The organism is Yersinia sp. Marseille-Q5920, from assembly GCF_946902935.1.
Classification (GTDB): Bacteria; Pseudomonadota; Gammaproteobacteria; order Enterobacterales; family Enterobacteriaceae; genus Yersinia; species Yersinia rochesterensis.
In genome coordinates, this window is record NZ_CAMPQA010000014.1 from 82478 (window position 1) to 96882 (window position 14405).

The window sequence follows — 14405 nt, forward strand, 5'->3', positions numbered from 1 at the left end:
AGGACTTAACTAGAAAACATAACCGCATGAATAATACTGATAAGCTAGATTCCCATACCCCAATGATGCAGCAGTATCATCGGCTCAAGGCCCAACATCCTGACATCTTGTTGTTTTATCGGATGGGCGATTTTTATGAACTGTTCTATAGTGATGCCAAACGCGCGTCACAGTTATTGGATATCTCACTGACGAGACGGGGCTCTTCCGCCGGTGAACCTATTCCTATGGCCGGTGTTCCCTATCATTCAATAGAGAACTATCTGGCAAAACTGGTTCAATTGGGTGAATCAGCCGCTATCTGCGAGCAAATCGGCGATCCGGCCACCAGCAAAGGGCCAGTTGAGCGCAAAGTGGTGCGTATTGTTACCCCCGGCACCGTGAGTGATGAAGCCTTGCTGCAAGAACGGCAAGATAATTTGCTGGCAGCTATCTGGCAGGATGCGCGCGGGTTTGGTTATGCAACACTGGATATCAGTTCAGGCCGCTTTAGAGTTGCGGAACCCGCAGACCTTGAGACTATGGCTGCCGAGTTACAACGCACCAATCCCGCAGAGTTACTTTATCCAGAAAATTTCGAGCCCATGTCATTGATAGAAAATCGACATGGCTTACGCCGCCGCCCATTATGGGAGTTTGAGCTGGAAACAGCCAAACAGCAGCTTAATCTGCAATTTGGTACCCGCGATTTAATTGGTTTTGGGGTTGAGCAATCCCATCAAGCACTACGAGCTGCGGGCTGTCTGCTGCAATATGTCAAAGATACCCAGCGCACTTCCCTGCCTCATATCCGTGGTTTGACCATGGAACGCCAGCAAGATGGCATTGTTATGGATGCTGCGACCCGCCGCAATCTCGAACTGACCCAGAATTTATCCGGCGGAACGGAAAATACACTAGCCGCTATTCTTGATTGCAGTGTGACTGCCATGGGTAGCCGCATGCTGAAACGCTGGCTGCATATGCCAATCCGTGACACTAAGGTGTTGACCGATCGCCAACAAGCCATTGGCGGCTTGCAAGATATTACCGCTGAACTGCAAACGCCGTTGCGTCAGGTTGGTGATTTAGAACGTATTTTGGCTCGCCTGGCACTGCGAACCGCACGTCCGAGAGATTTGGCAAGAATGCGCCATGCATTCCAGCAACTACCTGAAATTCATCGGCTATTACAACCGCTGGATGTTCCCCATATACAAAATTTGCTGTCACAAGTCGGTCAATTTGATGAATTACAAAACTTGTTGGAACGCGCGATTGTTGAAGCACCGCCAGTATTAGTGCGTGATGGTGGCGTTATTGCGCCGGGATACAATGCAGAATTAGATGAATGGCGGGCGTTGGCTGATGGTGCGACCGATTATTTGGACCGGTTGGAAATCCGTGAGCGCGAAAAACTGGGTCTGGATACACTAAAAGTAGGTTTTAATGGCGTTCATGGCTACTTCATTCAGGTCAGTCGGGGCCAAAGCCATCTGGTGCCAATCCATTATGTTCGCAGACAAACCCTGAAGAATGCCGAGCGCTACATCATTCCTGAGCTGAAAGAGTATGAAGACAAAGTTCTGACCTCTAAAGGCAAAGCTCTGGCGATTGAAAAAGGTTTGTACGAAGAGATTTTCGACCTGCTGCTGCCGCATCTACCCGAATTACAAATCAGCGCCAATGCGCTGGCTGAACTGGATGTTTTGGCAAACTTGGCCGAAAGAGCGGAAACACTCAACTATAGCTGCCCTGTTTTGAGTGACAAACCGGGGATCAAGATTATCGGGGGCCGCCATCCAGTGGTGGAACAGGTACTCAGCGAACCTTTCATTTCTAACCCGCTAACCTTGTCACCGCAGCGGCGCATGTTGATCATTACTGGCCCCAATATGGGCGGTAAAAGTACTTATATGCGCCAAACGGCGTTAATCGTGTTGCTGGCGCATATGGGGAGTTACGTTCCGGCGGATCAAGCCACCATTGGGCCGGTTGATCGTATCTTCACCCGTGTCGGTGCCGCTGATGACTTGGCATCTGGCCGTTCTACCTTCATGGTCGAAATGACAGAAACAGCCAATATTCTACATAACGCTACCGAGCAAAGTTTGGTGTTGATGGATGAAATTGGCCGCGGTACATCAACCTATGATGGTTTGTCACTGGCTTGGGCTTGTGCGGAAAATCTGGCTAGCCGGATCAAAGCCATGACCCTATTCGCGACTCATTATTTTGAGCTGACGACCCTACCGGAAAAAATGGAAGGCGTGGTCAATGTTCATCTTGATGCACTGGAACATGGTGAAACCATCGCCTTTATGCACAGTGTGCAAGATGGCGCGGCGAGTAAAAGTTATGGTTTAGCCGTTGCAGCCTTGGCCGGTGTGCCACGAGATGTAATTAAACGCGCGCGGCAAAAACTGAAAGAATTGGAATCGTTATCGAATAATGCAGCAGCAAGTAAGATTGATGGTTCACAACTGACACTGTTAAATGAAGAGGTACCGCCAGCGGTGGAAGCATTAGAAGCCCTGGACCCAGATTCACTGTCGCCACGTCAGGCACTTGAATGGATTTATCGCCTGAAAAACATGGTGTAACCCCGCCAGCTATTAATTTTAGCCATAAAAAAACGGTGAACATCAGTTCACCGTTTTTATGTTTTCTCAACTGCGCTTATTCGCGGAACAATGCTTCAATGCTCAGGCCCTGTGCTTGCAGAATTTCCCGCAAACGACGTAAACCTTCAACTTGAATCTGGCGCACACGTTCACGTGTTAAACCAATCTCACGACCAACATCTTCTAATGTTGCAGCTTCATACCCTAACAGACCAAAACGACGGGCCAAAACTTCGCGCTGTTTTGCATTCAATTCAAACAGCCATTTAACGATACTTTGCTTCATATCGTCGTCTTGCGTCGTATCTTCTGGGCCGTTTTCATTTTCGTCAGACAGAATATCTAATAAGGCTTTCTCTGAGTCGCCGCCTAAAGGTGTATCAACAGAAGTGATACGTTCATTAAGGCGTAACATACGGCTCACATCGTCGACCGGTCTGTCGAGTTGCTCAGCAATCTCTTCCGCACTCGGTTCATGATCCAACTTATGGGAAAGCTCTCGCGCTGTACGCAAATAAACGTTTAATTCTTTAACGATATGAATAGGCAAACGGATAGTACGGGTTTGGTTCATTATTGCCCGTTCAATCGTCTGGCGTATCCACCAAGTGGCATAAGTGGAGAAACGGAAACCGCGTTCAGGGTCAAATTTTTCCACTGCACGGATTAAGCCAAGGTTACCCTCTTCAATCAAATCCAGCAGCGCTAAACCGCGATTACTGTAACGGCGGGCGATCTTCACCACCAACCGCAAGTTACTTTCGATCATACGCCGGCGTGAAGGCACATCTCCGCGCAATGCACGCCGGGCAAAATAAACCTCTTCTTCTGCGGTCAATAACGGTGAATAACCAATCTCACCAAGATAGAGCTGCGTTGCATCCAGCACTCGCTGGGTAACACCTTGCGCCAACAGCTCATCTTCTGCTAACTCGCTTTCAGTAGGTTCATCTTCTACTGATGCTTTTTCGTCGAAAATTTCAGTTTCCGTACTGTTTTCATCAAAATCAGCATCTTCATGCAACTCGTTAACTTTCAGCGTATTTTGGCTCATATGCTGCTCCTACCCGTGAATCCGGCGAGCAGAATACAGCGTATTCTGCCCAATCTATCGCTGCGGAAGGTAACGCAGCGGGTTTACGGATTTCCCCTTGTAACGAATTTCAAAGTGCAATCTTACTGAACTGGTTCCGGTGCTACCCATGGTTGCTATTTTTTGACCCGCCTTCACTTCTTCTTGTTCCCGGACCAGCATTGTATCGTTATGAGCGTAGGCGCTCAGGTAATCATCATTGTGTTTGATGATAATAAGATTACCGTAACCACGCAGTGCGTTCCCAGCATACACAACTCGCCCATTTGCTGTAGCGAAGATAGGTTGCCCACGGGAACCGGCGATATCAATCCCTTTATTTCCCCCTTCGGAAGCAGAGAAACTATCGATCGTTTTACCTTCAGTTGGCCATTTCCAGTTACTGACTGGACTACCATTGCTGGTAGGGTCACTGATTGGACTGCTCGGCGCGATAACAGGTGCAGTTGTAGCGACAACAGCGCCTGACGCTGGCAACATTTTGCCAACATTCTGTTTACCCGAGTTTTCAGAATACGCGCTAGTTGATTGAGAATCAACCGTTGTAGTTGTGTTCTGAATATTTGCAGGCGGTTTTGCTATTCCACTCGATGTGGCATCAGTCGCGGCTAACATTCCACCACTAGAACCATTACCCAACTGAATAGATTGCCCCACATTCAGGCTATAAGGCTCTGCAATATTGTTTTTTGCCGCCAGATCACGGAAGTCACTCCCCGTTATCCAGGCAATATAAAACAGCGTGTCACCACGCTTAACGGTATAGGTATTACCGCTGTAGCTTCCTTTGGGGATATTGTCGTAACTACGGTTATAAACGATGCGCTCACCAGAACTATTGGTGTCCGAACCACTTAGCATGGTACCAGAGCGATCACCACCGACACTGCTGATTGGCGCGGATGTTGTATTATCATTGCTACAACCAACCAACCATAAACTCATAACCGTACATGCCGCTACCCGGCGTAATGTAATCATTGGGCTTCCCGTGCTCATGCTTCCCCCATGACAGCAATATTAAGCGATATATCCAATATAGATGCGCGCATGCTATCAATAGCGCCGCTGCCATACCATAAAATTTATGTTACTGATTTTTGTCCAATCTTTAGCACAAGAAAACTGTACTTCGACTTTAGTCAAAGGTTAAGACTGAAATAATGATATTTTTTCAAGCCAATTCCCCTTTAACTAAAGGAACAAAACGCACGGCTTCTACCGTCTCAACCTGGAACTCATTATGACGGCGCTGCACATATTTCAAGGTTTGAGCCTGTTCTCCCACAGGCAGGACCAATATCCCACCCTCATCCAATTGCTCAAGTAAAGCATTCGGTATTTCTGGTGGAGCAGCGGTCACAATGATCGCATCAAATGGCCCGCGTGATGCCCAACCTAGCCAGCCATCACCATGGCGAGTAGAGACATTATGCAGATCCAGCTGTTTCAGGCGACGTTTTGCCTGCCACTGTAACCCTTTGATTCGTTCAACTGAGCATACATGTTCGACCAAATGCGCCAAAATAGCCGTTTGATAACCCGAACCGGTGCCTATCTCTAATACGCGCGAAGTGGGTGTCAATTGCAACAACTCCGTCATGCGCGCCACCATATAAGGCTGAGAAATAGTTTGCCCAGAACCTATAGGCAAGGCTGTGTTCTCGTAGGCTTTATGGGCCAGTGCCTCATCAACAAAACGCTCGCGCGGCACTGCTTCGATCGCCTGTAGCAAGCGCTCGTCCCGAATACCTTGCTGACGTAACAGCATCAACAATGTTTGCATGCGCTTATTTACCATTCCCCGTCAACCTCTGCATTGGCTAACCAGTTTTCAACCACGTTTTGAGCCCCATAGGCTGTTAAATCAACCTGCAACGGCGTGATAGACACATAGCCTTGTTCAACCGCTGCAAAATCAGTGTCTTCCGCCACATCAAACTTCTCCCCCGGAGGCCCAATCCAGTAGAGATCTTGCCCGCGCGGGTCTTGTTGACAAAATACCTGCTCTGCTGGATGGCGGCTACCACAACGTGTTACCCGAATCCCTTTAATTTGAGATAAGGGTAAATCAGGTACATTAATATTCAGTATTTTGCCCGTATGCAACGGTTTATGTTGTAACGCGCGCAAGATACGACAAGTGACTGCTGCCGCCGTTGCATAGTGCTGATGCCCATTAAGTGAGACAGCCAAAGCAGGGAAACCCAAATGTCGCCCTTCCATCGCTGCCGCCACGGTACCGGAGTAGATAACATCGTCCCCCAGATTAGGGCCAGCATTGATGCCGGAAACCACAATATCTGGTCGGGGACGCATTAATGCATTGACCCCCAGATAGACGCAATCGGTCGGCGTACCTTGCTGCACTGCAATGTCGCCATTAGATAAGGTGGTAATACGCAGAGCGCTATCTAGCGTCAAGGCATTGGAGGAGCCGCTTCGATTACGATCGGGCGCTACGATTTGTACCAGCGCAAACTCCCGCAATGCGGCTGCCAACGTCTGTATGCCCGGCGCAGTAATTCCGTCATCGTTACTCAGCAATATCCGCAGCATCGGCATTATCCTGATTCATGATTTCCCGCACCACACTGGTGGCAAAACTACCGGCGGGTAACCAGAAACTGAGTTCCAAAGTGACCTCATCCCACCAGTTCCACTGCATATTTTGCGGTTTGAGTAAGATAGCCCGGCGCGCACCTTCGACACGTTCGCGCTTAATCAGTGCCAATAGCTCGGTTTGATCAGCTAAACATGCTTGTTCGAAAGCTAATGCCGCGCCCTGAGTACCCAGCTCACCATCGCCAGGCAACGGAGCGGTTACATTCAATTCGCCCGCATCGACCCGCTGCTGTAACAAGGCCAATTCATCAGCCCCGGCCACAAACCAACTGCCGCGCCCTGATAGCTGCAAGGCATCACCGTCCAGTACAGTCGTCGCCTGCTGTTGAGCTAAACGGCTACTGCTAATCAGGTTGAACATCGCGCTACGGCTGGCGGATAAGTAAAAGCTGCGTTTACTGCGCTCTTTTACTCGAATTTCATTATTCGCCCACAAACGCGCCTGCACCAGATTATTGCCTCCGCGGCCAAAGCGCTGGCTACCAAAATAGTTCGGCACACCATGAGCGGCAATCTGCTGCAATCGCTGTTCGACGTCCTGATTATCAGTTATGTGGCGCAACACCAAAGTAAAAGCATTGCCTTTCAGTGAGCCAATACGCAGTTTTCTTTTCTGACGCACCGACTCCAACACTTCACAGCCTTCCAGTTCGAAAGTAGCAAGATCCGGCGCTTCTTTACCTGGTAAGTGCAAACAGAACCATTGCTCGGTGACGGCGTGACGATCTTTCAAACCGGCATAACTCACCAACCGCGGGTGGATCTTGGCGAAACGCGCCAGATAATCCGCAACAAATTGGGTGTTACAGCCATTTTTGCGGATACGAACCAATAAATGCTCGCCTTCACCGTCCGGCTCAAATCCCAAATCTTCGACCACCACAAAGTCTTCTGGATTGGCTTTTAAAATGCCACTTGCCTTGGGTTTGCCGTGCAGCCAGGTTAGATTTTCCATATCCATCAGTTATGCCTTAAACCTGCTCAACTTTAATTAATAGCGCCACGGCTTCACACGCAATTCCCTCACTACGGCCAGTAAAACCAAGCTGTTCAGTGGTGGTGGCTTTTACGTTGATATCATCCATATGACATTGTAGGTCTTCCGCCAAATGAACGCGCATTTGCGGGATATGGGGGGCCATTTTAGGGGCTTGGGCGATAATCGTAATATCCAGATTACCCAGTTTGTACCCCTTAGCCAGAATGCGGCGGTATGCTTCACGCAATAAAGCGCGGCTGTCAGCACCTTTAAAGGCCGGGTCAGTATCGGGGAATAACTTGCCGATATCACCTAATGCGGCGGCCCCCAGTAATGCATCGGTGGCAGCATGTAATGCAACATCGCCATCTGAATGCGCCACTAAACCCTTTTCGTAAGGGATGCGCACCCCACCAATAATCAGTGGGCCGCTGCCATTTTCACCAAATTTATGAACATCGAAACCATGACCAATTCGCATTAATTGCACTCCAATGAATTTGGGGACTGCCGTTGGGTTAAATAAAATTCTGCCAGCGCCAAATCCTCTGGGCGCGTCACTTTGATATTATCCGAACGCCCTGAAATCAGTATCGGATGATAACCGCAATGCTCTAATGCTGAAGCTTCATCAGTGACCAGCGCGCCGTCTTGTAGGGCGCGGGATAAGCACATTTTTAATAACTCAAGCGGGAAAAGTTGCGGTGTCAGCGCATGCCACAGCGCTTGGCGATCAACAGTATGAGCAATGGCTTGCACACCTGGTTCACTGCGCTTCATGGTGTCACGAACCGGCGCTGCCAGAATACCACCGACCTTGCTGTGTTCAATAATTGCCAGCAATTTTTCAAGGTCGCTTTGGTGCAAACACGGGCGAGCCGCATCATGAACCAGCGCCCATTCGGCCTGCCCTGCTTGCTGCAAACCCGCCATCACAGAATCAGCTCGCTGGTCACCGCCGTGAACAATACTGATGCGAGGATCTCCGGCGATAGATAACCTTGAGAATTGCGTGTCTTGCGGATGTATGACAACAACAACCCGCTGAATTCGTGGGTGACTCAGCAAAGAAACAATTGCGTGTTCAATGATTGTCTTGCCCCCCACAATTAAATACTGCTTAGGGCAATCAGCTTGCATGCGGCTGCCAATACCCGCCGCCGGTACTATGGCTATAATTTCAGGCGTAATAGCTTCGGGTGCAACGACGTCAGAAAGGGAAACTGCGAAATTACTCATTATTTATTGTTGTGCGTTATTTGGCGTCGAAGGGATACCCGCATTACGTCTGGATTGGTCAGGAACCAGACGATAGAAACTTTCGCCGGGTTTAATCATACCCAGCTCGTTACGTGCGCGTTCTTCGATAGCCTCTTGACCACCGTTTAAATCATCGATTTCAGCAAATAGCTGATCATTTCGGGCTTTAAGTTTGCCGTTATTGCCCTCTTGGAGCGCCACGTCATCCTTAACCCGAACAAAATCATGAACACCATTCTTGCCCAACCACAATGAATACTGTAGCCAGCCAAGTAAAATCAGCAATAGTAGCGTAAGTTTTCCCATTCCCGCCCCCTGAAAAACTGCCTATACCGTAAATAATTCGAGTTGCAGGAAGGCAGCAACTGAGCGACAAATTGGTTGTAAACCAATTTGAACAGCGCCTGCGCTGGCCCGCAGGGTGAGCCTCTAATGAGGCCCATAATCCTCAGGAGCTTACACAAGTAAGTGACTGGGGTGAACGAAGACAGCCAACACACATGCAACTTGAAGTATGACGGGTATAATCATCCCACAACTTTTCGTCGGACTCCACTCTGTGACGGAAATAGGCCACAAGGCGCAGATTAAGGACGATTTCCGGCAAAAATACCACGTAACTCGACAAAATGTCATTAAATGCTAATTTTCAGCATTCTTTCCCCCGCCATTGTCGATTAATAACACAACAACACCACGCAGAGATAAACACTGGAAAAGGTATTTTTTCCATTGTCTTATGCCAGTCAGCAAATTAAATATGCATATTTAATGTCGCCATAAATAAATAACCCCCATTATAGTTGAGTTTACAGTTATAAAAGTTTATTTTTATGCACTCAAACTGCATAAATAAAAAATCATACTTTCATTCATCTTTACCTTTTAACCGGGAGATTCACATGTTTAAACGTTTAATGTTGGTTGGGACTTGCTTGGCAGCCGTGTTGTCTGCGGGTACGGCTATTGCCGCTGAACCCACTTATGTGGTCGGCTCTGGGGGGACCTATCGCCCATTTGAGTATGAAAACAGCCAAAAACAACTGGAAGGTTTTGATATCGATATCATTAAAGCTATCGGTAAAGCTGAAGGTTTTCAGGTCAAATTAGTGAATACACCGTGGGAAGGTATTTTTGCCACTTTAGGTTCTGGTGATCGCGACATCATTATTTCCGGTATCACGATTACTGATAAACGTAAGCAAATGGTTGATTTCTCTGACCCTTACTTCCCGGCCGAACAAACCATTGTGGTTCCTAAAGGCTCTAAAGTTGATTCTATTGCCGCATTGAAAAACCTGAATGTTGGCGTCGTGAATTCCAGCACTGGGGATATCGTAGTTTCCGATGTTCTGGGCAAAAACAGTACCGCAATCAAGCGCTTTGATAATACGCCGCTGATGCTGCAAGAGTTATATGAAGATGGTATCGCCGCCGCAGTCGGTGATGTGGGTGTTGCCAAGTTCTACCTAAAAACCCACCCAGAAAAAGCTTTTGAACTGGTGGCTGATGATAAATTTGAGCGCCAATACTTCGGCATCGCGGTAGCGAAAGGTAACGAAGAATTACGCAGTAAAATCAACAGCGGCCTGCAAAAAATCGTGGCTGACGGCACTTATGCCAAAATTTATGAAAAATGGTTTGATGCTCAGGTTCCGACGCTGCCTACAAAATAACTTTTTTAATACATTTTTTAATACACTTTTTAGACCCAAAGTCATTGGCGTTACAGCAGTCACCATGCTGTAGCGCCAATGAATAAAGGTATTTGGATTGCTTATGTCGGGATTTCGTTGGGAAATCATTCAGGAATACGCCCCACTGTTTATGGACGGTGCCTGGATGACAATAAAGTGCACCATTATTTGTGTGATTTTAGGGACGACCTGGGGATTAACACTCGGTCTGGGGCGATTAGCGCAAGCACCTCATGGTATCTGGAAGCCAATACTGTATTACTTTGTTCAATGGCCGGTGCGTATCTATATCAGCGCCATTCGCGGGACACCGCTCTTTGTGCAGATAATGGTGGTGCACTTTGCTTTGGTGCCGCTGTTTATCAACCCTCGGGATGGCATTCTGGTCACCAATGGCATTATGTCCTCTGATTTTGCCAGAATGCTACGTTCTGATTACGGCGCGTTTTTATCTTGTATCGTGGCTATCACATTGAACGCCGGAGCTTATGTTTCTGAGATTTTCCGCGCGGGTATTCAATCTATTGATCGCGGCCAGATGGAAGCCTCCCGCTCCCTGGGTATGAGCTACGGCAAAACCATGCGCAAGGTTATCCTACCGCAGGCTTTCCGCCGTATGCTGCCGCCACTGGGCAACAACGCCATTGCTATTGTAAAAGATTCGTCGTTGGCATCTGCCATCGGGCTGGCAGACTTAGCCTATGCCGCGCGCACTGTTTCCGGGGCCTATGCCACTTATTGGGAACCCTACCTGGTCATTTCGGTGGTTTATTGGGTTATTACATTCATACTTTCGCTGTTAGTCCGGCATATGGAAACGAGGTTCGGTAAAAGTGATTCACGTACATAACCTGCAAAAACAATTTGGCGAAACCCATGTGCTGCGGGGGATTTCATGCGAAATTCAGCCAAAAGAAGTCGTCTGCATAATTGGCCCATCTGGCTCCGGAAAAAGTACCTTTTTGCGCTGTATTAATGCGCTAGAAACCTTGTCCGGTGGTGAAATCACCGTGAATGGTTTTGAGATCCATAACCCCAAAACCGATCTCAACCGCATGCGCGAAAGTGTCGGCATGGTGTTCCAGCGCTTTAATCTGTTTCCGCATATGACGGTGCTGGAAAACCTGATCATGGCGCCCATGGATGTCAAAAAACTGTCCCGCGCACAAGCTATTGAACGGGCTGAATTATTGCTGCGCAAAGTCGGTTTACTGGACAAAATTGATGCTTACCCCAGCAGTCTTTCGGGTGGACAACAGCAGCGGGTAGCGATTGCCAGAGCTTTGGCAATGGAGCCGAAAATCATGCTGTTTGACGAGCCAACCTCCGCGCTCGATCCGGAACTGGTGGGCGAAGTGCTGGCGGTGATGAAAGCATTGGCTCTGGAGGGGATGACCATGGTGGTAGTGACCCATGAAATGGGCTTTGCCCGTGATGTTGCCGATCGGGTATTGTTTATTGATCAAGGGGTTATTCAGGAAGAGGGTAAACCGGAAGAGATATTTACTGCCCCAACCAACCCGCGCACCCAAGCATTTCTTAGCAAGGTACTTTCTGCGCAAGGATAAGCAGATTGAACTTGTAGCGGGTTGTCATTGGAGCAAACCAAACAGCCCGCTGATTTAGCCCTCACCAGCCGGTGAGGAATGTAAATAACATCCAGAATAAGCACACCACTGCAATCCCAGACCCACCTACAGTGATAAGCACATTACCGCGCGATAGCATACTCAGCGTAATGCCGATCAGCACTGAAACGGGCATCAAAGCCAAAAAAAACGGCCAGGTGTAGAGCAAGAAAAAGACAGTATTGGGGCCGTAAACAAAGAATGGAATCGCGAACGCCAACCAATAGAAGACAAAGCCAGTAACACCGCCAAGAAAGGAGTATGACGGTTCCTCCCGTTCCTGCTGTTCGTCGATAATAATTTGGGTGATATTTTGCATACAAATCCTGTGGGCACAGTTTACCGGCACGCTCTCAGGACGTTTTGCCAGCAGCTATATTAGGATTTGATAATAGCTCGACCACGCAGCACGTCTAACAATTGTTCAATCAAATTTGTTACTAATTGTTCACCTTGCAAGCGAGTATCAGGATGCTCAGGAAATTCATAAACAGAGTCGATACCGGTGAAATTTTTCAGCTCTCCGGCACGGGCTTTTTTATACAATCCTTTCGGGTCGCGGGCTTCGCAAATCGCCAATGGCGTGTCCACAAACACCTCAATAAACTGGCCTGATGCCAACATATCTCGCACCATTTGGCGTTCTGCCCGATGAGGGGAAATAAACGCCGTTAACACCACCAGACCGGCATCCACCATTAATTTAGCCACTTCCCCGACCCGGCGGATATTCTCGCGCCGGTCGCTATCAGAAAAGCCCAAATCACGACATAAACCGTGGCGTACATTGTCGCCATCAAGTAAGTAAGTGCTAACACCGCGGGCAAACAGCGCCTGCTCCAATGCCCCCGCCAAAGTAGATTTTCCGGAACCCGATAAGCCGGTAAACCACAGCACCACACCTTGATGCCCGTGCTGTTGTTCACGATCTTCTCGGGTCACGGCATGGGGGTGCCAGACGATATTTTCGTCGGCTGGCGTCACCTGATCAGCATGCACGTTATTTCCCCCCTAACAGGTCACGCGCACCCCAATGTGGGAAGTGGCGGCGAACCAATGCATTCAATTCCAATTCAAACTCACTGAATTCTTTGTTTTCCTGATAGACCGACTCCAGCGTTTCACGGATCAACCCTGCGCCAACAGTGACATTACTCAGCCGGTCAATAAAGATCAGGCCGCCGGTATCGCGATTACGCTGATAGCTGTCCAGCACCAGCGGCTCATCGAACGCCAATTCAACCAAACCAATGCCATTCAGCGGCAAACTTTCGACTACCCGCTGGGTCAATGAGTTGATTTCGACCTGATATTGGATATTTTCAACCCGCGCACGGGTCTTTTTCCCGGCAATCTTGATGTCATAGCTTTGCCCGACCACCAGTGGTTGCTCCGCCATCCACACCACATCCACCAGCGCGTTTTGCGCCGTTTTTAGGGTTTCACTGGTATCAACCAATAAATCACCACGGCTAATATCGACTTCATCTGTCAGCACCAATGTAATGGCTTCACCGGGCATTGCCTGGGCCAAATCGCCATCAAAAGTGACAATCCGTGCAATGGTGGATTCCACACCAGAGGGCAGCACTTTTATTTTTTGCCCGACCCGCACGATACCGGCAGATAAGGTGCCAGCATAACCTCGGAAATCCAGATTTGGTCGGTTTACATATTGCACCGGGAAACGCAGCGGCTGTTGGCGACTGGCATTCACCACATCAACACTTTCCAGCACTTCAAGCAGCGTCGGGCCGGAATACCAATTCATTTTCTCACTTGGCGAGGCCACATTGTCGCCATCCAGCGCCGATAGCGGGACAAATTTAATATCTAAATCAGTGGGTAACTGCTGAGCAAAACTCAGGTAATCTTCTTTAAACTGCTCGAAGACACTTTCCTGATAATCGACCAAATCCATCTTATTCACTGCCACCACCAAATGGCGGATACCCAATAGCGTGGCAATAAAGCTGTGGCGGCGAGTTTGGTCCAATACCCCTTTACGGGCATCAATTAACAAAATCGCCAAATCACAGGTCGAAGCGCCGGTCGCCATATTGCGCGTGTATTGCTCATGCCCTGGGGTATCAGCAATGATAAATTTGCGCTGTTCAGTGGAGAAGTAACGATAAGCTACATCAATAGTAATGCCCTGCTCACGTTCGGCCTGCAAACCATCCACCAACAAAGCCAGATCCAGTTTTTCACCCTGTGTACCAATACGCTTGCTGTCAGTGTGCAGCGTAGTGAGCTGATCTTCGTAAATCTGGCGGGTATCATGCAGTAAACGGCCAATTAACGTACTTTTGCCATCATCCACGCTGCCGCAAGTCAGAAAGCGCAACATGGTTTTGTGCTGCTGGGCATGCAGATAAGCTTCTACCCCGCCTTCATTAGCAATTTGCTGGGCGATAGAAGTATTGTTTAAAATCATCGAGTTACTTTCTAAAATCGACTGATTTTCTGTTTTCAATTGGTCTTGAAATACAGATTGATCTTGAAATTTTGTGCTCATCG

General features: G+C 48.5%; 15 protein-coding genes. 4 read left to right on the forward strand and 11 right to left on the reverse strand.

Going from position 1 to position 14405, the window contains the following annotated elements; all coding sequences use genetic code 11:
- The first annotated feature begins 26 nt into the window (after positions 1-26).
- Entirely contained in the window at positions 27-2582 is a 2556-nt protein-coding gene (gene mutS, locus OVO64_RS17660) for a DNA mismatch repair protein MutS (protein ID WP_145509430.1), read from the forward strand.
- Positions 2583-2658: 76 nt separating this feature from the next.
- On the opposite strand, the gene rpoS is transcribed toward mutS, so the two are convergent.
- From rpoS to ftsB, 8 genes are all read right to left on the reverse strand, one after another.
- The gene (gene rpoS / locus OVO64_RS17665) at positions 2659-3657 is read right to left on the reverse strand and encodes an RNA polymerase sigma factor RpoS (protein ID WP_038635964.1); all 999 of its coding nucleotides are present in this window, start codon (positions 3655-3657) and stop codon (positions 2659-2661) included.
- A gap of 54 nt (positions 3658-3711) precedes the next feature.
- On the reverse strand, positions 3712-4677 hold the full coding sequence (gene nlpD / locus OVO64_RS17670) for a murein hydrolase activator NlpD (protein ID WP_038635967.1): 966 nt from the start codon (positions 4675-4677) through the stop codon (positions 3712-3714).
- Positions 4678-4870: 193 nt separating this feature from the next.
- On the reverse strand, positions 4871-5497 hold the full coding sequence (locus tag OVO64_RS17675) for a protein-L-isoaspartate(D-aspartate) O-methyltransferase (RefSeq protein WP_038635969.1): 627 nt from the start codon (positions 5495-5497) through the stop codon (positions 4871-4873).
- Positions 5491-6255 (reverse strand): 5'/3'-nucleotidase SurE, encoded by a 765-nt coding sequence (gene surE / locus OVO64_RS17680; protein WP_042562601.1) that lies wholly within the window; start codon positions 6253-6255, stop codon positions 5491-5493. Before surE ends, OVO64_RS17675 begins: the two co-directional genes overlap by 7 nt.
- Positions 6233-7282 (reverse strand): tRNA pseudouridine(13) synthase TruD, encoded by a 1050-nt coding sequence (gene truD / locus OVO64_RS17685; RefSeq protein WP_120011129.1) that lies wholly within the window; start codon positions 7280-7282, stop codon positions 6233-6235. Before truD ends, surE begins: the two co-directional genes overlap by 23 nt.
- A 10-nt stretch (positions 7283-7292) precedes the next feature.
- On the reverse strand, positions 7293-7781 hold the full coding sequence (ispF, locus tag OVO64_RS17690; protein WP_145586449.1) for a 2-C-methyl-D-erythritol 2,4-cyclodiphosphate synthase: 489 nt from the start codon (positions 7779-7781) through the stop codon (positions 7293-7295).
- Positions 7781-8539, reverse strand: coding sequence for a 2-C-methyl-D-erythritol 4-phosphate cytidylyltransferase (gene ispD / locus OVO64_RS17695; protein ID WP_145586451.1), 759 nt, complete (start codon positions 8537-8539; stop codon positions 7781-7783). The genes ispF and ispD overlap by 1 nt, the downstream gene beginning before the upstream one ends.
- A gap of 3 nt (positions 8540-8542) precedes the next feature.
- The gene (ftsB, locus tag OVO64_RS17700; protein WP_038636113.1) at positions 8543-8866 is read right to left on the reverse strand and encodes a cell division protein FtsB; all 324 of its coding nucleotides are present in this window, start codon (positions 8864-8866) and stop codon (positions 8543-8545) included.
- A 596-nt stretch (positions 8867-9462) separates the two neighbouring features.
- On the opposite strand from ftsB, the gene OVO64_RS17705 reads away from it, so the two are divergent.
- The 3 genes from OVO64_RS17705 to OVO64_RS17715 all read left to right on the forward strand — a co-directional run bounded on the left by OVO64_RS17705 (position 9463) and on the right by OVO64_RS17715 (position 11825).
- Positions 9463-10236, forward strand: a complete 774-nt coding sequence (locus OVO64_RS17705; protein ID WP_038636115.1) for a basic amino acid ABC transporter substrate-binding protein — start codon at positions 9463-9465, stop codon at positions 10234-10236.
- A gap of 103 nt (positions 10237-10339) precedes the next feature.
- Positions 10340-11107, forward strand: a complete 768-nt coding sequence (locus OVO64_RS17710; protein WP_004389104.1) for an amino acid ABC transporter permease — start codon at positions 10340-10342, stop codon at positions 11105-11107.
- A complete protein-coding gene (locus OVO64_RS17715) occupies positions 11091-11825 on the forward strand; it encodes an amino acid ABC transporter ATP-binding protein (protein ID WP_038636117.1) in 735 nt (244 codons plus the stop codon). Before OVO64_RS17710 ends, OVO64_RS17715 begins: the two co-directional genes overlap by 17 nt.
- Before the next feature lie 61 nt (positions 11826-11886).
- On the opposite strand, the gene OVO64_RS17720 is transcribed toward OVO64_RS17715, so the two are convergent.
- Genes OVO64_RS17720 through cysN form a run of 3 tightly spaced genes read right to left on the reverse strand, consistent with a single transcriptional unit; the run spans position 11887 to position 14403 of the window.
- Entirely contained in the window at positions 11887-12204 is a 318-nt protein-coding gene (locus OVO64_RS17720; RefSeq protein ID WP_038636120.1) for a DUF3561 family protein, read from the reverse strand.
- Between the two features lie 59 nt (positions 12205-12263).
- Positions 12264-12884: an adenylyl-sulfate kinase gene (gene cysC, locus OVO64_RS17725; RefSeq protein ID WP_120011128.1), complete on the reverse strand. Its 621-nt coding sequence runs from the start codon at positions 12882-12884 to the stop codon at positions 12264-12266.
- 1 nt (position 12885) lies between these two features.
- The gene (gene cysN, locus OVO64_RS17730; RefSeq protein ID WP_186377389.1) at positions 12886-14403 is read right to left on the reverse strand and encodes a sulfate adenylyltransferase subunit CysN; all 1518 of its coding nucleotides are present in this window, start codon (positions 14401-14403) and stop codon (positions 12886-12888) included.
- Between the last annotated feature and the right edge of the window lie 2 nt (positions 14404-14405).